14 protein-coding genes are annotated in these 23,196 nt (G+C 42.8%); 7 read left to right on the forward strand and 7 right to left on the reverse strand.

Annotation, left to right across the window (positions count from 1 at the left end; translation table 11 throughout):
• Window positions 1-28: 28 nt before the first annotated feature.
• Complete coding sequence (locus JMY06_RS04660) at window positions 29-778, forward strand: pyridoxine 5'-phosphate synthase (RefSeq protein WP_201616614.1); 750 nt, start codon at window positions 29-31, stop codon at window positions 776-778.
• Between the two features lie 16 nt (window positions 779-794).
• On the opposite strand, the gene JMY06_RS04665 is transcribed toward JMY06_RS04660, so the two are convergent.
• On the reverse strand, window positions 795-1,373 hold the full coding sequence (locus JMY06_RS04665) for a GspH/FimT family pseudopilin (RefSeq protein ID WP_201616751.1): 579 nt from the start codon (window positions 1,371-1,373) through the stop codon (window positions 795-797).
• Between the two features lie 609 nt (window positions 1,374-1,982).
• Between JMY06_RS04665 and JMY06_RS04670 the strand changes: the two genes are divergently transcribed.
• Entirely contained in the window at window positions 1,983-3,179 is a 1,197-nt protein-coding gene (locus tag JMY06_RS04670; RefSeq protein ID WP_201527944.1) for an OmpA family protein, read from the forward strand.
• 366 nt (window positions 3,180-3,545) lie between these two features.
• Complete coding sequence (gene typA, locus JMY06_RS04675) at window positions 3,546-5,393, forward strand: translational GTPase TypA (RefSeq protein ID WP_201616623.1); 1,848 nt, start codon at window positions 3,546-3,548, stop codon at window positions 5,391-5,393.
• Between the two features lie 172 nt (window positions 5,394-5,565).
• Here the strand turns inward: typA and JMY06_RS04680 are convergent, their stop codons facing one another.
• The 6 genes from JMY06_RS04680 to cysM form a co-directional block, all read right to left on the reverse strand.
• Complete coding sequence (locus JMY06_RS04680) at window positions 5,566-6,006, reverse strand: hypothetical protein (protein WP_201616625.1); 441 nt, start codon at window positions 6,004-6,006, stop codon at window positions 5,566-5,568.
• Window positions 6,007-6,222: 216 nt separating this feature from the next.
• The gene (gene mutM, locus JMY06_RS04685; protein WP_201616627.1) at window positions 6,223-7,137 is read right to left on the reverse strand and encodes a bifunctional DNA-formamidopyrimidine glycosylase/DNA-(apurinic or apyrimidinic site) lyase; all 915 of its coding nucleotides are present in this window, start codon (window positions 7,135-7,137) and stop codon (window positions 6,223-6,225) included.
• 81 nt (window positions 7,138-7,218) lie between these two features.
• On the reverse strand, window positions 7,219-9,789 hold the full coding sequence (locus tag JMY06_RS04690; RefSeq protein ID WP_201616629.1) for a RelA/SpoT family protein: 2,571 nt from the start codon (window positions 9,787-9,789) through the stop codon (window positions 7,219-7,221).
• 324 nt (window positions 9,790-10,113) lie between these two features.
• Entirely contained in the window at window positions 10,114-11,688 is a 1,575-nt protein-coding gene (gene rlmD, locus JMY06_RS04695) for a 23S rRNA (uracil(1939)-C(5))-methyltransferase RlmD (protein WP_227672167.1), read from the reverse strand.
• A 76-nt stretch (window positions 11,689-11,764) separates the two neighbouring features.
• Window positions 11,765-12,598: a 3'-5' exonuclease gene (locus JMY06_RS04700; protein WP_201616631.1), complete on the reverse strand. Its 834-nt coding sequence runs from the start codon at window positions 12,596-12,598 to the stop codon at window positions 11,765-11,767.
• Between the two features lie 30 nt (window positions 12,599-12,628).
• Window positions 12,629-13,624, reverse strand: a complete 996-nt coding sequence (cysM, locus tag JMY06_RS04705; protein ID WP_201616633.1) for a cysteine synthase CysM — start codon at window positions 13,622-13,624, stop codon at window positions 12,629-12,631.
• A 329-nt stretch (window positions 13,625-13,953) separates the two neighbouring features.
• Between cysM and JMY06_RS04710 the strand changes: the two genes are divergently transcribed.
• The 4 genes from JMY06_RS04710 to JMY06_RS04725 all read left to right on the forward strand — a co-directional run bounded on the left by JMY06_RS04710 (window position 13,954) and on the right by JMY06_RS04725 (window position 23,189).
• On the forward strand, window positions 13,954-17,694 hold the full coding sequence (locus JMY06_RS04710; protein ID WP_413786885.1) for an ATP-binding protein: 3,741 nt from the start codon (window positions 13,954-13,956) through the stop codon (window positions 17,692-17,694).
• Window positions 17,695-17,924: 230 nt separating this feature from the next.
• The gene (locus JMY06_RS04715) at window positions 17,925-18,737 is read left to right on the forward strand and encodes a crotonase/enoyl-CoA hydratase family protein (protein ID WP_201616635.1); all 813 of its coding nucleotides are present in this window, start codon (window positions 17,925-17,927) and stop codon (window positions 18,735-18,737) included.
• Between the two features lie 137 nt (window positions 18,738-18,874).
• Window positions 18,875-20,134 carry a multidrug effflux MFS transporter gene (locus JMY06_RS04720; RefSeq protein WP_201616637.1) on the forward strand — a complete coding sequence of 420 codons (1,260 nt, stop codon included), beginning with the start codon at window positions 18,875-18,877 and terminating at the stop codon, window positions 20,132-20,134.
• 865 nt (window positions 20,135-20,999) lie between these two features.
• A complete protein-coding gene (locus JMY06_RS04725) occupies window positions 21,000-23,189 on the forward strand; it encodes an ATP-binding protein (protein WP_201616647.1) in 2,190 nt (729 codons plus the stop codon).
• Window positions 23,190-23,196 lie beyond the last annotated feature (7 nt).

The raw sequence follows: 23,196 nt of genomic DNA on the forward strand, positions 1-23,196 counted from the left end.
ACCAGCATCATTATTAAAAGGATTTTCTATGGCTACACCATCTTCTTCCAAAAAACCTTTATTAGGGGTCAATGTCGACCACGTGGCAACTTTACGTCAAGCCCGTGGCGTTGCTTATCCCAGTCCGGTTGCTGCAGCTTTACTGTGTGAACAAGCTGGCGCTGATGGCATCACTATCCATCTACGTGAAGACCGCCGTCATATTCAGGATTCCGATGTTTACGAGATTGCTGAACAGCTAACCACTCGATTAAATTTAGAGATGGCTGCGACCACGGAGATGCTAGCGATTGCCTGTGAAGTGCAACCATTTTGGGTTTGTCTAGTACCAGAAAAGCGTGCTGAGTTGACCACCGAAGGCGGTTTAAACGTTGTAGGGCAGACAGAAGAGCTGACAGATTATATTAGCAAGCTACACGCTGCCGGTATTAAAGTATCTTTGTTTATCGACCCTGAAGAGACACAAATCAAAGCAGCCGTTACCTGTCGAGCTGATGCTATTGAGTTGCATACTGGTGCTTATGCGGAAATGGGCTTAGTCAGTAATACGGATGGACAGCATGCGGAGCTAGAGCGTATTAGGCAAGCAGTCAGTACCGCTCAGCAAGCAGATAGTGATATGTTAGTTAATGCGGGTCACGGATTGACCCGCGAGAATGTTAATGCAATCGCCCAGATTGAAGGTATTTATGAGCTTAATATTGGTCATGCATTGATTGCGGATGCGGTATTTGTTGGCTTAGAAAAAGCGGTCATTATGATGAAAGCAGCTATGTAACATCAGAGCACTAAGGCTAGCATTCAGTTGGATGCTCACTGTTGGGTTTGTACTTGATGATACCGACCTGATTAAAGGATATTTGGTACATTGCATGGCTATAAGTTGAGATTGGGCAATATTTAATATGTCCAAAAAAACCACGTGGCCTCCCGCTATCGCCAGCGAATCTCACATAGTTGCGTCCACCCGCTCGTAAATGCAGTTTGCCGTATTTAGGGTTTAATGGTTGTTTCTCTAATAGCTCATCAATACCAGCATCAAAGTGCTGGTTATCGTTCTTATCTATAAACAATAGTAAGGCTTTATCACTGTCTTTATCACAATGGCCATTAGCATCAGATAAGCAGACCAGTACATCTTGACGTTGAATAAAACTTTCCGCTTTAGCAAGAGCAAGCGTGTTTATTAATCCGTACCTAATACGCTTGGCTTCCATATTTGCTAACTGAGTCAATATAGATGGTGCGGCGATAGCCACAATAATAGCCATAACCGTTACTGTTACGATTAATTCGACTAATGTAAAGCCATGGTTATTATGTGGTGTCTGGTTTATATTGATGAGGATTAGACCCCTAAAGTTATCGGGTATAAAGCAGTTTTTTACAGCTTGATATTCATCCTGATTGTTTCATTGTAGTTTTTTAAGTGTTTTGCAATTATCAGTTTAGGTGCTAAATAGATAATATCAAAAACTATTAACTAAAGGCAGTTAATAGTAAAAACTAGTAAAATTACTATAGGTTTATAGTGACCCAATAGCAAAAAAATGTCCATTCTATATATAGAGGAAATATAAGTGTAATGTCATAAATTGTTACAATTAGTGAATAACTCGTTTTAATAATGGAGAAATGAAATTAATTGTATTAAACTGTGACCAGACAATAGAAATACCTTTAAAGAAAAATATTTATTTATTACCTACTTATTGCCAACTAACGTTATGAAGACAATAAAAGTAACATTTGTTAGTGATTAGTAACTCTAGCTCGTTATTGTGTTTCAGTTACTACATTATCGTGTAATAATGTGTAGCTGTGTGACGAAAAAAGTTGTAAACTGGATTGATAGTCGCTAAGCTACTTCCTAATTAGTTTTGTTGTATAATGATATATTCGAAAAAGATGCCTATTCTCTAGGTCATTTAGGAAGCGGTAATGCTTGACGCATCACTCAAATTATCCTTTGGAGGAAATCCATGAAATTGAATAAAATTGCTTTAGCCCTATTTGCCGTAACAGCTGCGCCACTAGCAGCGAATGCCGGCGTTACTATCAGCCCATTATTATTAGGTTATCATTACAGCGAAGGCGCTGATGAGGATCAGATTGACGTAATGGGAGATGGCGCTGGCAATGGTTATTATAAAGAGAATGGCCTGTATACTGGTGCAGCGTTAGGTATCGAATTGACACCTTCTACACAGTTCCAAGTAGAATATGGTGTCTCAAATACTGATGGTATACGCCAAGATGGAAACGATTCTTTCGACGCTGAACAGCAAATGATTTCTGGTAACTTCTTGATCGGTACTGAAGAATTTACTGGTTACACTGACAGTGCGTTCAAACCATATGTATTAGTAGGTGCTGGTCAATCTAAAATTAAAATTGAAAATGCAGCGGGTAATGAAATTACCAGTACTAAAGATACCATTGGTAACTTGGGTCTAGGTGCTATGTATCGTATCAATAACGCACTAAGCCTACGTGGTGAAGCGCGTGCGATTCATAACTTTGATAACGACTGGTGGGAAGGCATGGCTTTAGCCGGTCTAGAAGTTGTACTTGGTGGCCATTTAGCACCAACAGTTGCTGTACCGCCAATGGTAGAGCCTGCAGCACCAGTAGTTAGCGAGCCAGTAGTTCCAATTGTTGTTGTTGACGAAGTTGATGTTGATTCTGATGGTGATGGCGTACCTGATAGTATTGATGAGTGCCCAGGTACTCCAATGAACGTAGTAGTTGATGAACGTGGTTGCCCATTACAAGTAGACATTACTGATGAGCTAAAAATGGAACTGCGTGTATTCTTTGATAACGATAAAACAGCTATCAAAAATCAATATCAGCCAGAGATTGCTAAGGTAGCAGAGAAGATGCGTGAGTATCCTAACTCTATGGCTCGTGTCGAAGGTCATGCTTCTAAAACTGGTCCATCAGCACGTTATAACCAACGTCTGTCTGAAGCCCGCGCCGTTGCTGTGAAATCTATGTTGACCAACGAATTTGGTATCGCGCCAAACCGTCTATCAACCGTTGGTTACGGTTATGACAAGCCAATCGCTGATAACAACACTGAAGAAGGTCGCGCTATGAACCGTCGTGTTTATGCCATCATCACTGGTGACAAAACTATGACTGTTGAACAAACTAAAGATATGGATGTTCAATAAATAGTTGCTGCCTAATTACTTATTAGCCAGTCTGTAAAATTAAAAAAAGTCACCTCTAGGGGTGGCTTTTTTTATTACTTTCAATAAAGCTCTCAGATAAATTAAGTTATTGCATAAATTTGTAATGCAATAATGTTATACTAGCCGCCCAAACACTTTGTAAATTGACAGGGTGTACACTAGCATGGCTAACGGTAAGATGGATGTGTCGGTATAGATGTTTACTTCTACTGTACTACTTATCCCAATGCACTCATTGTGCAGGCGTCTAAGAGCAGAATAAACTATCTGGCTGATTGATGATGAAAGCTTATCCAGCGGCGCTTACTGCTACTGCATTTTATTAAGACAAAACGAGCATTTTATATGGCGAACGACATTAAAAATTTGCGTAATATCGCAATCATTGCCCACGTTGATCACGGTAAAACTACTTTGGTCGATAAGTTATTACATCAATCTGGTACTTTCGGCGACCGTGCCAATATTGCGGAACGCGCAATGGATTCAGGTGATATTGAGCAAGAGCGTGGCATCACCATTTTGGCTAAAAATACAGCCATCAGATGGACGGATAAATCTGATGATACCGAGTATCGTATCAATATCGTAGATACCCCAGGTCACGCCGATTTTGGTGGTGAAGTTGAACGTGTTATGTCAATGGTTGACTGCGTGCTTTTAGTCGTTGATGCCGTTGATGGACCAATGCCACAGACCCGATTTGTGACTCAAAAAGCGTTCGAACAAGGCTTAAAACCAATTGTCGTTATCAATAAAATTGATCGTCCTGGTGCACGTCCTGATTGGGTAATGGATCAGATCTTTGATTTGTTTGACAACCTTGGTGCCAGTGATGAACAGCTAGATTTTCCAGTTGTTTATGCCTCTGCACTGAATGGTGTTGCCGGTTTGGAAGCAGATGATCTTGCTGATGATATGACGCCATTATTCAAAACCATTGTAGATGTTGTGCAGCCACCACAGGTTGATGCAGATGCTCCATTCCGCATGCAAATATCAAGCATAGATTATAATAGCTTTGTTGGTGTTATTGGTGTTGGTCGTGTTCAGCGTGGTAGAGTATCTACTAACACGCAAGTGACTGTGATTGATAAAGACGGCGAAACACGTAATGGTCGTATATTAAAAATTATGGGTTATCATGGTCTTGATCGTATTGAAGTAGAAGACGCTCAAGCAGGTGATATTATCTGTATTACGGGTGTAGATGCGCTTAACATTTCTGACACGATATGTGATCCCAATCATGTAGAAGCCTTGCCAGCGTTGACCGTTGATGAGCCAACAGTATCGATGAATTTCCAAGTAAACAACTCACCGTTTGCTGGTCGTGAAGGTAAGTTTGTGACCTCACGTAATATTCGTGAACGTCTAGAGCGTGAGCTGATTCATAACGTGGCATTGCGTGTAGAAGACACAGAGTCACCTGAGAAATTTAAAGTATCGGGCCGTGGTGAGCTACATCTATCTGTGTTAATCGAAAACATGCGCCGCGAAGGCTATGAGCTTGGCGTATCAGGTCCAGAAGTTATCGTTAAAGAAGTTGATGGTAAGCTGCAAGAGCCGTATGAAAACGTTATCTTTGATATTGAAGAGCAGCATCAAGGCCCAATCATGGAGCAGGTTGGTTTACGTAAGGGTGAAATGACCAACATGATTCTTGATGGTAAAGGTCGCATGCGTATTGAAGCGACAATACCAGCTCGTGGTCTCATTGGCTTCCGCTCTGAGTTTTTAACCTTGACTTCAGGAACTGGTATCTTAACCTCAAGCTTCTCGCATTATGGACCACAAAAGATTGGTGATGTTGGCGGCCGTGCTAATGGTGTACTAGTTTCTATGGCAAAAGGTGTTTGCTTAGGCTTCGCACTATTTAACCTACAAAAGCGTGGTAAGATGTTTGCTGAGCCACAGCTTGAAGTGTATGAAGGTATGATTGTTGGTCTGAACTCACGCAACGATGATATGGCCGTTAACCCAACAACAGCCAAACAGTTAACCAACGTTCGTGCTAGTGGTACTGATGAAGCGTTGACTCTAACGCCAGCGATTAAGTTTACCCTTGAGCAGGCGCTTGAGTTTATTCAAGATGATGAGTTGGTTGAAGTTACACCAAAATCTATTCGTCTGCGTAAGCGCTACTTAACTGAAAGTGAGCGTAAGCGTCACGGTCGTAAGAAAGGTGCTTAATATTTATTCTCAATGAGCTTTGTTACTGAAATAAAAAAGGCTAACGCGATGTTAGCCTTTTTTTATGCGATTATTTTTATATAAATGCTATTTTATTAACGAAATTGTTCTGATGGTTTTTTAAAAAATGTTGTAATGACTTTTCTTTAAAGGGTACTTATAGGAGTGAAAACTAAGGCGTGACAATCACATAATCATTGGTATTAATTAGAATCTCTGAGGGACGATCGACGACGATACGCACGACATTGTCATCAACTACTTGTGATTTATAATAACTGTCTTCAGCAACCGTGCAACCTAAACAGCGTGCCATGGCATCCCAAGGCTCAACGAATAGCTTTTGCTGAGCTTGTTCGGCGTTGCCACCGATCAATGAAAAGGGTAGGCTGACGACATAAGCAATCGTACCAGCAACTGCGGTAACCAGCTGTAACGGCTTACCGGCGACCGTATCCACGACCATAGTGTTATAAGAGGGGCCAAAGTCGGTTTCATCAATCTCTATTGCGGCTGAAGCAGGTTGCATCATCGCTATAATAAGGCTCATGCTTATCATTACAGTGGCAAACTTATGCGTTACGGTAAGCTTGGGGTTGGAATTAACTGTCATAACAGTATCCTAAAAATAGTATTTTAAAAATTATAAGCGATAGAGATAATTCTTCGGCAAGAAATAATTATAATATGGTCGTAATAAATACCATTAAAGCAAGATGGGCGTTGATAAGCAACACAAATGCACAAGTGTTTCCTAGTCTACAGATAAAAAGCCAGCTTGCTATCGATACTAGTTAAAATAAATAACTCGGGCTTTCTAATATAGCTTTTACGGTAGTGGCTGGCAATTTGGACAATAGACACTAGCGCGACCGTTGAGTTTAATATTATCAAGTGGCATGTCGCAATGAGGACATTTTTCGCCTTGTTTACCGTAGACATTTAAGGTTTGCTGAAAATAGCCAGTTTGACCACTGGCGATTGTGAAGTCACGCAGTGTCGAGCCACCAAGCACAATTGCTTTTTGCAAAATATCCTTAATGTGCTTAACCAATACCGAAATCTGATCGTATGATAGCTGATGTGCTGGGGTGGCTGGATGAATGCCAGCCAGATATAAGCTTTCGGTCGCGTAGATATTGCCGACGCCAACCACCACTTTCTGCTCCATTATCACTGATTTAATCGGACGCGCAATAGGGCGTTTTTTACTGGTTTTATCAGATGCGTCATCTGCCTTAACCGTACGCTGAATTAAATGGTATAAATAATCAGCAGTAAAGTCTGGTGATAAGGGTTCAGGGCCCAAGTGATCTAAGAGTTTGCTACTATAATCTTCATACCATAATACTGCCCCAAAACGTCTGGGGTCATGATAGTGCAACTGTGTAGCTGTGCTATTAACGCAATCGGCAGCGCTAAAAGTTATGATTAAATGATCGTGCTTACGCTTATCAGTACCGAAAGGATGCTGTTGCAAGCTACCTGACATACCTAGATGCATGATTAGTTGACGAGCAGGCAGTTGTTGCTGCGCTTGCTCATTTATGGCTTGGGTAAAAGTGATAATTAGATATTTTGCACGACGCTCTACGCTATGCAGGGTGTAGCCGACTAAGTCTTCTAAATCAGATGGCATCTGCCAGCGTAATTTTGGCTGAAAAACTTGCACAGCATTAACTTGCTGACCCAGTAAAGGCTTCAGGCTGGTTTTGGTGGTTTCGACTTCAGGTAACTCAGGCATAGTGGTTTTTGATGATGACCTTATTGTTATTAAAGACAGTTCTTTTAATTGTTAAACAATCTATTACTAAATAATAAAATGCTAAGCAACGGCACGGCGCGCATGTAAAATTCCCGGTTGCTGCTCAAGCTTGGCTAATAACTTGGATAAGTGTGCCAGCCCCGAGACTTCAATATGAAACTTCAAAAAAGCAATATTATCATCGGTGCTTAAAGTTTCAACCTTGCGGATATTAACGTTTTCTTTATCGATAATTTGGGTCAAATCACGCAGCAATCCGCGCCGATCATAAGCTTCAATGTGGATATCTACCGGTTGTGAGTGTCCAGATTTTGACTTCCAAGCCGCACTGATTTCGCGCTCAGGATCGCGCTCGACCAGTCGCAGATATTCAGGGCAACCCCGGTTGTGAATACTGACCCCGCGTGACAAGGTGATATAACCAGAAATCGGTTCGCCATGGACAGGTTGGCAGCAGCCAGCAATATTTATTTCGATATTATCTAGACCGTCAATACAAATTTTGTAGGCATCAATTTTACCAGTGGCTTTTGGATCAACGCTCGGTGCATACTCTTCTTTTTCCTTTTCAGGTTCCAAATGCAGCTGACGCGAGATGTGGCCAGTTAGTTGATGCAGTCCAATCTCACCTGTCACTAAGCCGACTACGATATCATCGGTGTTATTGACATGAAAAAGATGGAGATAGTCATTTAAATCAATACTATTAGGATGTACGGACAAGCGCTCAAGCTCTTTACTGAGCATTTGCCGCCCGATCTCAATATTCTTATCGCGGTCTTGTTTATTGAACCATTGGCGCAGCTTTGAGCGCGCGCGGTTGGTATAAATATAGCCTAGTGAGGCAACCAGCCAATCGCGATTGGGCTCGCGTGAGGCTTTGGTGATAATCTCAACTTGTTCACCCGTTTTGAGTTGATAAGTTAGAGGTACATAGCGCTGGTTGACCCGTGCTGCTTGGGCGTGGTTGCCCACTTGCGTGTGCACATAGTAGGCAAAATCGAGCACCGTTGCGCCTTTGGGTAGCTCGGTAATATCACCGTCACGGCTAAAAATATAGATGCGCTCAAGCTCATCAAAATCGACGGTTTGCTCGTCGTCCTCTAATTCAATAAGGTCATTCTCGTCGCTACCCTCACCATCGGACAGGGCTGTTCTGGCTTGATTACGGGTCTCATTATTAATAGATAGCAGTTGCCGTAATGAGCTGATTCTTTGATTGAGATAGTTGTCTTTTTTGTTTTTGAGCCCTTCTTTATAATTCACATGCGCACACATACCAAGCTCAGCTTCAAAGTGCATGGCTTGGGTGCGAATCTGTACTTCTAGCGATTTGTTTTCGGCAATCACAGCGGTATGTAAGGAGCGATAGCCGTTTGGTTTTGGATTGGTGATATAGTCATCGAACTGTTCAGGAATATAACGCCATAAACCGTGTACCAGTCCTAAAGCGTGGTAGCAGTCCGATGGGCTATCGACCAATACTCGCAGCGCTCGGATGTCATAAAGCTGATCAAATGATAAACCTTTGAGCTTCATTTTTCGGTAAATAGAGTAAATATGCTTAACCCGCCCTGACACCTCAGCACTAATATCAGCATCGGCCAAGGACTCATTGAGCAAGTCTTGTACTCGCTGAATATAAGCTTCACGTTCGCTACGTTTTTCAGATAATAGCTTAGCAATCTCTTTATAGCGCTCGGGGGCAAGATAGCGAAAGGCTAAGTCTTCTAGCTCCCATTTTAGCTGGGCAATACCTAAACGGTGAGCAATTGGGGCATAAATGGTCATCACTTCGCGCGCCACGCGCTGTTGACGTTCAGTGGTTGAGAAGGATAATTCGCGCATGGCAAAAGTACGTTCGGCCAGTTTGATGAGTACGACGCGTACATCGTTAGTGACCGAAATAAGCATACTATAAATATTGGACAACTGATCGCGCTTGTTATTGGCAAGGTGATCTTCCAAGCGCTTATTGCTCTCTATGACATCTGACAGCTTGCCCATTGCTAAGGTATCTTTGATTAAAGTACAGATATCAGGGCCAAAGTTTTTTTCAATATCAGCTAAGCTAATTAGAGATTTGCGCGCACTGCGGTATAACATAGCTGCGACTAAAGCATCTTCATCTTGATATAGATAAGTCAGAATATCGGTCATGCCGATGCCAGTCACATAAGCACCTGAGCGTTCAGACTCCTTGGTATTCATACGGCTGCGGATAAATTCACAAGCTACAGTGAGGTTAGGTACTGACTCCAGTCCGATACGTTTAGCGACATTATCAAGCCAAACAGGAACGTCAATATTGGCATGATCTAAATCCAGCGCTTCAATATCCTCTGAGAGCATTTGCGCTTCATCTAAAATGACGTTATTTAAATACTCATTGCCAATTGTCGGGTCGTCATTATGATCGTGGCTGTGATAAACCTGTCCAACTGAGCGGTCAAAAGTCGTATGGAGTTTATGGGTGGTCAGCTGTTGCTTAATATCTAGCGGTATTTGGGCGTAGCTATTAGCAGATTGTTGAGAGCGTTGGTTAGCAACCAGTTGCGCAGCTGATGTTGCACTATCCGCTTGTGTGGTTTGACCATCTATCAGCGGCAACCCTTCACGAATCTTTACCATAGCCGGCTCCTCTTAGCTACCTTGAAACAGTGTACGTTTCATTATTGTCCAGTCTGCAGTTTATTATTATGTTGACGCAGTTAATTATCCATTACTGACTGTCTTATTATGTCACTTTCAAACCACGATTCAAGCGAGAGTCTGTAATAATAGTGCTTATAAGAGTAACACCGCTACTAAATACTTATAAACTTTAATCGAATATTTAATTAAGGGTTATTGTTTTGACATTCGTATTTGCTGATAATTTATACTCTTATAAGCTTACTACAACGCGGTTACTATTACACAAACCCTGTTATATAAATTCTACTTATACGAAAATTACTTCGCGGCAATTTTTTCAAAACGAGCAATTGATTCCACGTGTCCAGTATGACAGAACATGTCCATCACTCCAGCATGAGTGAGACGGTAGCCTTGATCGAGCAAAGCTTTAGTATCACGCGCAAGGGTTGCTGGATTACATGAGACGTAAACGATACGCTCAGCATTAAACTTCGGCAAATACTGCATAATTTCCCACGCCCCAGAACGCGGCGGATCAATAAGTAGCGCGTCAAAACCTTGGTTGGCCCACGGTTTATCAGTGCAGTCGTGAGTCAAGTCTTGGCTATAAAATTCAGTATTATGGATGCCATTACGTTTAGCATTGTCAGCTGCGCGTAGGGTCATGGCTTCGCTACCCTCGACCCCAACTACAGAACCAGTTTCGCCAACCAAACGTGCCAGCGGTAGACTAAAGTTGCCTAAGCCACTGAATAAATCCAGCACTCGCTCGCCAGCTTTTAAATCTAACAAATCACAGGCCAGCTTAGTCATTTGACGATTAACCGACAAGTTGACTTGAGTAAAGTCAGTAGGAATAAACTCATAGGTTAAGTCGTATTCCGGCAGTTGATAATATAGACGGCCGAACTGTTGGCTCATGTCATCATCGGCAGTGAGAGCAATGCGCTCGATACTATCAACGCCTTTAGATTGCAAATACAGCTGCCAGTTGCGAGCGGCAAAAAAGACTTTAAGCTTATCAACATCAGAATCTGATAATGGTTCTAAGTTGCGCACGATGAGCGCGACCGGTTGATTGCCATCAGGCAATTCCGGTAGATACTCACCCATGGCTAATTCAAGCTGGGCGATTTTGCTGCGACTTTCAAGCGAGCTGATAAGGGCTTTTAAGTTTTCAATCTCAAAACCAATACGCGGGTCTAAAATGTGACATTCATTGAGCTCAGCTAAAAAGTTGCTTGAACGTTCACGAAAGCCGACCAGCGCGGTTTCTTTTTTGGCCACATAACGCACGCCAAGACGAGCTTTGGTACGATAGCCAAGCCGATCACCGACCACTGGATCCAGCCAAGTATCGGGCGCTGTATCCGCTTGGTGTACTAGCATCTCAGCAAGTACTGACTGCTTAAAGTTAATCTGGCTATCCGGCTGCCAATGCTGCAAGTTACAACCGCCACAAACGCCAAAGTGCGGACAAGGTGGCACCGCGCGCTCAGGATTCGGATTGGCGGTAACGGTGAGTGCATCGCCTTCTTCAAAGCTAGCGCGGCTATTGGTGAGTTTAACCTCGACACTTTCACCCGGTAACGCAAAGCTGACAAATACTTTTTTGCCATGCTTTTCCTCAGTATGACCGTCTTCCTCGCTCCAGCCATTGCCATAGACCGCAACGCCGCGACCATCATGCGATAAGCCATCAATGGTAAAAGGTAGCGGTTCTGCATCTTTTAAACGGCGGCGTATCTTTGAGGAGGGTTTGTTCTTTTTCTTATTGGGCGGGGTAGTGATGGTTTTGCTGCCTTGCGCGTTAGGCGCATCAGCGGATTGTTCATGATTTTTTGCAATAGCTTCAGGGGCTACAGAAGTCTTTGAGTCGGTGGGTTGCATAAACCTGCCTTAACAATAAGTGATAAATAATGGAAATAAAAAGAGGTAAGTAATAAATAAGAAATACAGTGTGAATTTATAAAGCGGCGGCTGCCCAATCAGCAATAAATTCTTGATGGCGAACGCTGCTATCATCCGTCTCATCTGATGGCTCAAACTGTGCCAAATAATCGCGGGTTTGCTGCTGCCAAGCATTAAAGCTCTCTGAGGATAATTTGCCAGTCAAGCGCAGCCAGCGCAAGTAGATGAGCCAAGTATTGAGCACATCGCTTTCACAATAAATCGTCAGTGTTTGCCAATCTTTCTGCGCCACTAAGTCGCCGACCATACTGCCATCAATATCAGTCTTGCCGGGCAGTCCGTAGAGACTTGCCACAATATCCATAGATTGGCGCTGGCTGGCACCGTATTGACTGAATCTATCCATCAAATCTAAATGGCGATTGTGATAGCGATTGATATAATTATCAAAGCGCATATTCCTTATATGGTCGCCTTCTTCGAACAGCAATGGAACACTTAAATCATAAAGCATGGCGCGATAAATGAGCACAGGAATATCGAAGCCTGAGCCATTCCAGCTAACCAGTTGCGGCAAGTCTTGAAACTCGCTGAATGCTTTGAAAAACTTACGCAAAATCTCTTGTTCTGATAAATGCTCAGCGCTTAACGAAAATAGCGTGGTTTTGTCACCTTGCACGTAAAATGCTGAGATACAGACAATGCGCTGTAGCGGTATGCGCATAAAATCGCGTCCGCTCTCTTGGATACGTATCGCTTGCAGCGCAGTCAGGGCATCAGCCTCATTTAAATCTGCTAATTGTGGATAAAGGCGGCGTGCAGCATCAATGTCAGCAACGGTCTCGATATCGAAAACCAGTACGGGATTGTAAGGTAGCGCATGAATCATAGCATTATCCTGATTTACCATTTATAAGGCTTATTTGCTAACGTTATCAGCAAGGTTGTTAACGTTGCTATCAATACCATCGGCAACACTGTCATCAACATTATATAAGCCCGTTGATAAATAACGGTCGCCGCGGTCGCAGACAATAAACGCAATCACGGCGTTAGGGTTAGCTTTAGCAATCTGTACGGCTGCCCACGCAGCAGCACCTGAAGAGACACCGGCAAAAACACCTTCAGTCTTGGCCAGTTTACGCATATAAACTTCAGCAATATGCTGGTCAATATCCATGACTTCATCGACTAAGTCTGCCTCATAAATACCAGGCATATAAGCGGCAGGCCAGCGGCGGATACCAGCAATAGAGGCTTCTTCATCAGGTTGCAAGCCGATAATTTGTACCGCTGGGTTTTGTTCTTTTAAATATTGTGACACTCCGGTAATAGTGCCAGTGGTACCCATAGAGCTGATAAAGTGAGTAATTTTACCGTCAGTCTGCTGCCATAGTTCAGGGCCAGTGGTGAGATAATGCGCTTGCTTATTATCTGGGTTATTGAACTGATCTAACACCACGCCTAAGCCGTCAGCTTGCATCTGTAGCGCTAAGTCGCGCGCCGCTTCCATACCTTCATCGACTTCAATTAAAGTGGCGCCATAGGCGGCCATCGCGTCTTTACGCTCTTGAGTAGAGTTAGTAGGCATCAAGAGGATGATAGGATAGCCGCGCATCGCAGCTACCATGGCTAGCGCAATACCAGTATTGCCACTGGTCGCCTCAATTAAGGTGTCACCGGGCTTAATATCGCCGCGCTGCTCGGCCTGATAAATCATATTAAAGGCTGGACGGTCTTTAACCGACCCTGCCGGATTATTGCCTTCCAATTTGGCAAGTAATTGCGCTCCATTAGTGATTTGCTCTTGTTCAGGCAAGCGCTGTAATCTGACTAAGGGCGTTTGACCCACGCAATCCGCAAGGTCGGTGGCTTGGGTAATGAAGTTAGCGTTTGTCATGGCGGTAGACGACATAAGGCATCCTTGTTGTTATCTTCAATAATAAGGTAAGGGTTAAAGAGGTGCTGTTAGCATCAAATAGAGGTAAATAAATACAGGCAAATAAAAATTACGTCATTATATCATTTTGTTTTTACCTGCGCTGATGGCATCAAGAGTTATTGGTAAATGGACAATATTTTAAAAAAGGATGAGTAAGCACATTGGTAGCATTTACCTTTATAAATACTGCTAAAATAGCCTTAATATTCTGAATGCCAGCTATATAGCCACAGCGGTATTGGATGCCATGTATCATTTGCACAAATGATATGGCAAAAACGTCAACGGAGTTCACATTTAGCATGGCATACAAAAAACGCTTTGATACCAGCAGCGCCTATGATCAGTTGATTATATTGGTGTTTTTGCCGATTTGTGTTTTGGCGGCAGTCGGTGGTATGTTGGTGTTTTATGAAACTATGCGCGCCAGTGAGTCGGAGCAAAAAGCCTTAGCGGAGGCTGTGTTGATTCGTTATAAACCGATGGTTACTGAGCTGATTCCGGCATTGCTTGAGCAAGAGCGCCAACAATTAAAAGACAATGAAAAAACAGCGGAGCAAATCGTCAATGGCGTGGCGTCTGCCAGTCAGTCCGCGCTCGAAACCAGTGTGAAGAATTCGCAGTTGCCAATATCGCAGGTGCACTCCGACCACTATATTAGCGCCCGTGGTGGCAGACTTAGCAGTGCCGTGCTCTCAGAAGGAGCGCTCGGTGGGGTAAAGACACCAACGGCATCTAGTACGGTAATCATTGATGAGAACCGTGCTAATTCTAATATTGCCCCACAGGGGGCAATGGCGACGCTGGTGGCCATTCGCGATAAGCTCAGCCGTATGCAATCTGAGCAGCACGTGCAGCGCATAGCCATCATCAATGAGAACAATCAAGTGCTAGCGACAGTGGGCTACGGCGTCAATGAAACTTGGCCAACGATAGATGCCACGCAAAATTTTTTATCGCAGCAAGCCACACCTATCGGTACCGCTTATGGCAGTGCATTGGGCGAGTTTGAGGGGCAACGGCTGTGGTTATTGGTCGATATGGACAATGAGCCATTATATATCGCCCGCTATCGTATCGCTATGGCGCTAGTGATTACTGGTCTATTGACTATTTTAATTTTATTGTTAAGTCTAAACATCTACGCCAAGCGCTGGATTGCGCCTATTTATGAGCTACGCCTGCAACTACAGCGAACCCATGTAGATAATTTATATAAGCCCATTCCGGTGGAATCTGATGGCGAGCTGAACTTACTACAGCAAGATTTGGTCAAGACTTTGCGGCGACTGCACTCAAGCTTTCAAGAACTAACAGACCACGCGGAACAAACCGAAGATGACTTGCGCCTCGCTTTTGATGAGATGGAAATGCAAAATATCTCCATTCGTAACTCCCGTGATGCGGCTATTTCAACCAGCCAATCTAAGTCAGCATTTTTGGCCAATATCAGCCATGAGCTGCGCACGCCACTGAACAGTATTGACGGTTTTATTAATTTGCTGGCGCGTCACGGTGAGCTGAACGCGGAACAAGATTTATACGTGCAAACCATTCGTAAATCCTCCGCGCATTTATTGGCATTGGTTAATGATGTTCTTGATTTTTCCAAAATTGAAGCGGGTAAATTGTTACTTGACCGTCACGAGTTTGATTTATATGACACTATTTATGATGTTGTCGATATGCTCTCGCCAGTGTCTGCAGAAAAAGGTCTGCGTGTTGCGGTATTATTTTATAACGATGTGCCGATGCGTATCAACGGCGATGCCTTACGCCTTAAGCAAGTGCTGACCAATATTGTCGGTAATGCCATCAAATTCACTGATAGTGGGGACGTGGTGGTGCGTGTCAGCTTGGATGATTATCAAGATAATTATCTCATGATTAGCGTCCAAGATAGCGGTAAGGGTATTTCTCTTGCCGATCAAAAAATGCTGTTTCAGAGCTTTAGCCAAGGTGATCCGTCTATCACCCGTCAATATGGTGGTACTGGATTAGGCTTAGTGATATCCAAGCAATTGACGCGCTTGATGGGCGGTGATATTGGCTTTTATGATAATGCGCAAGAAAATATTGCCAATCAAGGGGCGACATTTTGGTTTCGGATGCCCGCCCATGTTGACGTCTTAGAAGCGGCAACGGGTCAAACTATTGCGCTGCCGGTGCTTGCGCCACTAGCGAGCGCATCCGATGAGTTTCATGTATTGGTTTGGATTAACCATGCCGCGTCCCGTCAAGTGCTCAAAGCCAGCCTGCAAAATTTGCCCATTCATTTAACCCAAGCCAACTCCTTGCCAGGGGTCCTCGAATCGCTTAAAGAGCGCGGCAATTATTGGGATTGGGTGATTGTCGATAATGATACTAAAGATGACATGATGGCACTGCTCAAACAGATCCGTTTGCATTATCAAGGGAAACTTGCCGTCTTTGGCTATCAAGTTACCGCTGACCAAGCATTGCTCAACCGTTATCAAGCCAATATATTATATGAGCCATTAGATAAGCGCCAACTGTATGGCATGCTCGACACCCAAAAGAAAAGCCAAACGGTACAGAATCAAGCGCCGCGCTGGAATGGGGTGACGGTATTAGCGGTTGATGACCACTTGCCCAATTTATTAGTATTAGATGCGCTTCTTAGTGAGTTGGGTATTAACGTCATTACGGCTAATAGTGGCTTTGATGCGATTGAGCTGATTAGTAAACAACAAACCAAAAATATAAAAACCTCTAAAACCACTCCGCAAAACTTATCGAATAAAACTCAAATCTCTAAAGCAGAAGCCCGCGCACAAGTGAGTAAAGCGGCTACTAATTCTGGCAACAGTAGCAATAATAGTGAACAAAACGAAAGCTTGAACGATGATAAAAACAATGCTGATAAAAAACTGCATGCTAAAAATGATAGTGATAAAGATGATATCGACTTAATTTTTATGGACATTCAAATGCCGCGCATGTCAGGGCGCGCTGCTGCTGAGCAAATTCGTAAAATCGAAAACCCTGATAAGCGCATTCCTATCATTGCCTTAACCGCGCATGGATTATCTGATGAGCGTGACAAATTAATCACCAGCGGCATTGATGACTATGTCGGTAAACCCATTAGCCAGCCACAACTGCTACAAGTGCTACAAAAATGGCTAGGGCGCACGGCAACCTCACAGGCCAATACAGCAGCACCCACTAATTCTACGCCGCAGAAAATGCTACAAACTATGCCGCAATCACAATACGCTGCGCAAAATGCGTTGGCTCAAGACGACTCAAATCACAAGCTTGCCTTTCCAAAACTGTTAACAGAAAGTACGGCAGTCAATACCCTTGATAATGTAAGCCATGATTCCAGCACTAGCGTCGCGATTAGTACCAAGCCAAGTGCACGCCAAGCCGATAAAAATATGGCACGTCCGCTGTCGCTCAAAAAAATCCGTGATAACTATATGCGTGATATCAAGCCGCGTGACGACTATCTGCGTGAACCTAAACGCACGACTCAGCCACGCTATAAAAGCTTGCAATACCAAGACCAACCTCAAGACTCAGGGATTGAGGCAATGACTGAAGAGGAAAGTCAATCGTCAGACTATCCTCTATCAGATAGCCGCTTAAAAATCAGTGCTATAGACGATTTAGATATTTTAGATTGGCAAGATGCCTTGACGCGCTCAGCGAATAAACCAGATTTGGCCGCCACGCTTATTATTATGATGCTCGATAGCATTACTAGTGAAAAAGAGGCGTTAACCCAAGCATGGCAAGCACATGACCGCAGTGAGCTGGGTCAAATTTCCCATCGTATTTTGGGCGCAAGCCGCTATACCGGTGTACCGCAACTGCGACAAGCCAGTCAGAACCTAGAAGACAAATGCTTATTAAACAGTCAACACACCACGCCAGCACAATTTGCAATGCTCAAACCGCATTATGACGCCTTAATGCTAGCGCTGAGCAATTTACAGATGCTTGATTTGGGCCCTTATCCGCAGCTCAATTACCATCGTCTCAGTGAAGATGACATGACATGGAAAATGATTTAATGGTATTAACAAGTAGCTGTTTCATAAAATAGGGTGTTGATGAAGTAGGGAGGAGTTTAGCTATCAATAACACTTATTTATGAGGAACTGCTCCTAACTTTATGGTCAGTTATTGATAGGGCAGTGTTGATGTAAGCCTGCTAAGATTAATGAGTTATCGATAGTTGTCATTGTTATTTGTCTGCCCTACTATTCACCTACTACTGTTTTTGCTATTAAGGATTGTCGTCATGCACGCTGTTGCCACTCATCAGTATCAGACGCTACAAGTCAGCGTTACCGAAAATATCTTAACCATCACCTTAAATCGTCCGCACAAAAAAAATGCCATGAACCTTGAGATGATGCATGAGCTGATTAAAGTTGCGACACAGGTTAGCATGGATAAAAAACTACGGGCGGTCATTATTAACGGCACTGAGAATACCTTTTGTGCCGGTATTGATTTGGGTGATTTGAATCAACCCAAAAACCAAGCCTATGCCTTTTGGGAGCTGATTAAACCGTGCCAAAGTTTATTTCAACGAGTGTGTTTGGTTTGGCGTGATGTGCCAGTGCCCGCGATTTCGGTGTTAAAAGGTCACTGTCTTGGCGCAGGATTACAACTGGCATTGGCTTGCGATGTGCGTATCAGTCATCCCGATTGTAAGCTGTCAATTATGGAAGCCAAGTGGGGCCTAGTGCCAGATATGGGACTCACCCAATCGGCGCTGGGCGTGGTGCGTGCAGACGTACTAAAAGAGCTGGCGATGAGCGCTCGTATTATTGATGGAGAATGCGCTAAGCAATTGGGTCTCGTGAGCCATTGTAGCAATGCCCCGTTAGAGCATGCACAAATACTTGCTGCTGAATTTGCAGAACGCTCTCCCGATGCGGTGCTGGCTAGTAAGCGAGTTATTAATGCCATGTATCAGCAGTCCGCAATGACCCTTTATCAAGAAAAAATGTGGCAAGTAAAATTGATGCTCGGTCGTAATCGCAAGCTCGCCCTTAAAAAAGCCAAACAAAGCGCCACCACGTTTGTAAAACGGCAGTTCCGCTAAACCAATACGTTCTAGATTGGTTAATGCTAACGCTTTTAGATGAAAGCTGGTTGCTGAACTGCATATCTCTATTGAAATATCCGCAGGCAGTACGATATAACACTGTCTGTTATAACCTCATATTAATGGTCTGAAATATGTCTGCTCCAAAATCTACTCCGTCCCAGTCATCTACTGCTCAAAATCGAGTACGCTCAGCAGAATTACCCGTTGCATGGATTCTGATGCTTGGGCTCATTGTAGCCGTTGGCCCACTATCTATTGATATGTATCTGCCAGCACTGCCGGCAATGGCGGACAGCTTCGATGTACCGACTGCCTTTATTGCCAACTCCGTACCTGCCTATTTTGTAGGTCTAGTATTTGGGCAGCTGTTCTATGGACCCTTTAGTGACCGCGTTGGTCGGGTCAAGCCCTTATATATTGGCATGACCTTATATGTGATTGCCTCAGTGATTTGTGCCACGACCAATAATGAATATGTATTATTTGCAGGGCGTACGCTGCAAGCGCTCGGAGCTTGCGTAGGAGCAGTGGTTACTCGCGCTGCGATTCGAGATCGTCTAACCGCTAAGCAAACCGCAAAAGCATTTTCTATTATGGTGCTCGTGATCGGTTTAGCGCCCATATTAGCGCCATCGCTCGGTGCACTATTCCTGCGATTTTTTAGTTGGCATTCTATTTTTTGGTTTTTAGCAGCGTTTGGTCTGCTGAATCTGGTATTAACCAAATTCTTCTTCTTTGAGACCCTTACCGAGGAGAACCGCAACGTTAGGCCCGCTAAAGAAGTGCTCAGTCAATATTGGGATCTGCTCAAAGACCCGACCTTTAACTATCCGGCAATCGGCGGTGGCTTCTTGATGGGGGCGATGTTCGTTTATATTAGCGCCGCCTCTGAGTTATTAATGGATACGTATGGCATCTCATCGACCCATTTTGGCTGGATATTTGGGATGAACGCGGTAGGTTTTGTGGCATTGACTCAATTGAATCAATGGCTAACCAATCACTATCGTATTCTAAGTTTATTACGGTTTGGCGCGTTGATGCAGGTGACTGCTTCAGCTGGTTTATTTATTTTAGGACTTACCTTCGGTAGCGATTCTTGGTTGCCATTGGTTTTAATCTGTATCTTCTTTTGCATCTCTGGGTTAGGTTTAACGCAACCGAACGCAACTGCTATTGCGCTGGCCTTTCAAAAACGTCGTGCTGGGATGGCAAGTGCCCTACAAGGCTCACTGATGTTTTCAGTGGGTATTTTCGGTGGGGTATTATTGAATCTATTCCCAGTTAATCCTGTGCTTAAGCTTGGGGTCACGATGTTTGTGTTGATGAGTTTAGGTTGTTTATTAATTTGGCGCATAGACCGTAACTTAAATTTGGATGATGCTGAATAGTTAATCTAGCCAGTAATTAATCTAGCAATTGATTTAGTAACCAATTAATTAATAAAAAAGAGGGCGTGTTGAATATTCAATACGCCCTCTTTTTTTCTCAAATACTACCCATTTAATTTTGGAGTATTCGCTAAATAAATTTATGTCTCCGTATATCATTTTTACACCATTAACCTATGTTTATCTCACTTTATTTTTTAGCACAAATTAAGGTCTAAAAACTAATGGCATTAATAGAAAGTATTAAATAATAAGCAATTTAAAGTTTTGTATTAATATAATTATTGGAATTAAAAAATAAAAATAAGTTGATTTCTATCTGGTGTTTTGAAGATAAGTATTGCTTTCATGAAAATAGTTGAGTATTATCCGATGTAATATTATGTAATAATAGTTCATGAAAATGTAATTATAACTTGCTTTTATATTGCCTTGATTATTAATGAAGTACTTCAACGCTGTTCTTAAAGTCATGCTAGATAAGCTCTAAAAACAATTATTGCTCTTAAGCACGACCGCGATAAATCTCACCAGACTTATCTGTTGCCTTCGATTACACCCTATTTCTCTCCAGTCTTTTATTGCTGACTGCTCATTAATGTCGACTTATAATAAGTCAGCATTAATCTGATTGTCTGTAGTAATAATTTATTCGTCAAATATCGCTAATATTTAGTTATTAAAGTTGCTTTATAAGTTTTTTTTAAAAGACGAAAAATACAACAGCAGTAATTAAGATTGCTACAACAAATATGATACTGCCCGTCTCATTTTAAGGCAATTAAGGCGAGTAATAGGCAAGCTATCAATAATGCAGAATTTTCTAACCTCATCTCTATTCTTTAATTGAACAAGGAAGTTGATTATGGATGCACCGTTACCACCGAATTTAGAAATTCCTAAAAACCGTTATACCTCAATCATTGTTTCTGTTGTCATCTTCTTACTGCTAACGTCGGGGGTTTTGGCCACTAGTATTTATAACTCGCTTAAAATTCGTGATTTGCGAGCGGGCACTACCTTGAGTGCGAATCTTCGAAGCGATGTTCCAAGGTTAACTCAAGAAGTATATTTACTTAATATCATGCGGGAGCAACAACAGTCCATACCGGCGTTAGAGTTGCAAGCAGAAAAAATAACTGAGTTAACTGAAGATATTGATAAGGAAGTGACTACTCTCAATGAGGGTGGTAAGGTCACGATTCGTAGCGATGAAGATGTTTATGAACCTGCAACTCAACCTGATCAGGTTGAGTACGTTCAGAGTACCCTAAATCTGTGGACACCCTATAAGAACGCAGCGCTAAACTTTGTGAGCTCTGAGTCAATTTTAGATGTAAGCACTTTGGAGAATAGCTTTGGAGAGGCGACACAAAGTATTTATGACAATGCCACTGGTCTTACTAATAGTTTAGGTGATGAAAATGGTAGACGCGCTGGGTTCTTGAGAAACCTGCAAATCTTTGGTATTTCATTTGCGATTTTATATTTTATCGTGTTTGTACTGTACTTCGTCCGTAGATTGAAATCCTCTGATGAAGAGTTAATAACGGCGCGTCGTGAAACTCGAGAGATTATGGAAACCGTTAGTACAGGCCTGTTCTTGCTTGATAAAGACTTGAATATTGGTCAGCAGCATTCACGGGCACTCACTAACATTATGGGTACCAATAATTTGGCTGGCGAGAACTTTACCAATGTGCTGCGCGGACGCATCTCAGATAAAGACCTGAATACCACGCGTCAGTTTATTGAGCAGCTGTATAATCCACGCGTCAAAGAAAAACTAGTTGATTCTCTTAACCCACTGCATAAAGTTATGCTTCATAACACCTCAAGCGAGCAAGGCAGCGATAGCCGCTTTTTAGACTTTAAGTTCTCACGGGTTTATGAGAATAAAGATATTGCTCGTATTTTAGTAAACGTCAATGATGTCTCAGATGCCGTTTATTTAGAGCAGCGTCTTGAGAAAGAACGCACGCAAAATGACATGCAGATTGAGATGTTAACGACCATCTTAAATGTGAATCCAAAAATTATTAATGAATTTATTAGCAATACCAAAAATCATATCGATAAAATGAATAATGTTTTAAAAAATCCAGGCAGTTCACAATTTGAACTTGAAGGCAAACTCAATGCCATTTATCGAGAAATGCACAGTCTAAAAGGTGAAGCATCAGCGTTGAAATTGCATAGCTTTACTAAAATTGCCTCTGATGCTGAAGACAAGCTCAATGCGCTGCAAAATCAAGGCAAGCTATCGGGTAATGACTTCTTACCATTAGCAGTACATTTGGATGATCTGTTGAGTCTATCGAATACTATCGAAACCTTAGGCGTGCGTATCAGCCGTGCGACAGCACCATCATCGACATCGATTGCAGTAGATAACAATGCTCCAGAAGTAATGGGCAACATAAATCAGGCGATAGACCCCTCAATGAATGATGTAAGCGTTGATTTTGGCGATGATATTATTGATCTAAACGGTGGAACTGATGACAATCTATTAACCTACTATCAGGATTTTGCGCAAGATATTGCGAGCAGACAGGGTAAGCGGGTACAGCTAAATAGTGGCAGCTTGTCGCAAGTTACCATACCAGAGCGCCTAAAAACAGCAGTTAAAGAAATCAGTATCCAGCTGTTACGTAATGCGGTGGTACACGGTATTGAAACGCCTACTATCCGTCAAGCAGCTGGTAAGCCAGTCATTGGTAACGTTGGGCTTGAGATGCAAAGGACAGATCAGAACTTTATCATTACTTTGCAAGACGATGGACAAGGTATCGATTACGACGGTATTCGTGACAAGCTAATCAGTGAAGGCCGCTTTAGTGTCGACGAAGCGGACAAGCTTGATCGCCGTGAGCTACTAAACCAGCTATTCTCATCAGGATTTTCGACCAAAAACTCTACGGATGAAGATGGTGGTCGCGGTGTAGGTTTGGATATTATCAAAGCTCAAGTCCAAGAACATGGCGGTAAGCTCAACGTTAATAGCGAGCTTGGCAAAATGACACGTTTTGTCATTACCTTACCTAACGTTTAATTAAGGA

The organism is Psychrobacter urativorans (genome assembly GCF_904846675.1).
Lineage (GTDB): Bacteria > Pseudomonadota > Gammaproteobacteria > Pseudomonadales > Moraxellaceae > Psychrobacter > Psychrobacter urativorans_B.

Coding starts and splice junctions, on each gene's coding strand:
- JMY06_RS04660 (WP_201616614.1), top strand. CDS start 29: ATGGCTACACCATCTTCTTCCAAAAAACCTTTATTAGGGGTCAATGTC.
- JMY06_RS04670 (WP_201527944.1), top strand. CDS start 1,983: ATGAAATTGAATAAAATTGCTTTAGCCCTATTTGCCGTAACAGCTGCG.
- JMY06_RS04710 (WP_413786885.1), top strand. CDS start 13,954: ATGGCATACAAAAAACGCTTTGATACCAGCAGCGCCTATGATCAGTTG.
- mutM (WP_201616627.1), bottom strand. CDS start 7,137: ATGCCTGAGTTACCTGAAGTCGAAACCACCAAAACCAGCCTGAAGCCT.
- JMY06_RS04715 (WP_201616635.1), top strand. CDS start 17,925: ATGCACGCTGTTGCCACTCATCAGTATCAGACGCTACAAGTCAGCGTT.
- JMY06_RS04725 (WP_201616647.1), top strand. CDS start 21,000: ATGGATGCACCGTTACCACCGAATTTAGAAATTCCTAAAAACCGTTAT.
- JMY06_RS04690 (WP_201616629.1), bottom strand. CDS start 9,789: ATGGTAAAGATTCGTGAAGGGTTGCCGCTGATAGATGGTCAAACCACA.
- cysM (WP_201616633.1), bottom strand. CDS start 13,624: ATGTCGTCTACCGCCATGACAAACGCTAACTTCATTACCCAAGCCACC.
- typA (WP_201616623.1), top strand. CDS start 3,546: ATGGCGAACGACATTAAAAATTTGCGTAATATCGCAATCATTGCCCAC.
- rlmD (WP_227672167.1), bottom strand. CDS start 11,688: ATGCAACCCACCGACTCAAAGACTTCTGTAGCCCCTGAAGCTATTGCA.
- JMY06_RS04720 (WP_201616637.1), top strand. CDS start 18,875: ATGTCTGCTCCAAAATCTACTCCGTCCCAGTCATCTACTGCTCAAAAT.
- JMY06_RS04680 (WP_201616625.1), bottom strand. CDS start 6,006: ATGACAGTTAATTCCAACCCCAAGCTTACCGTAACGCATAAGTTTGCC.
- JMY06_RS04700 (WP_201616631.1), bottom strand. CDS start 12,598: ATGATTCATGCGCTACCTTACAATCCCGTACTGGTTTTCGATATCGAG.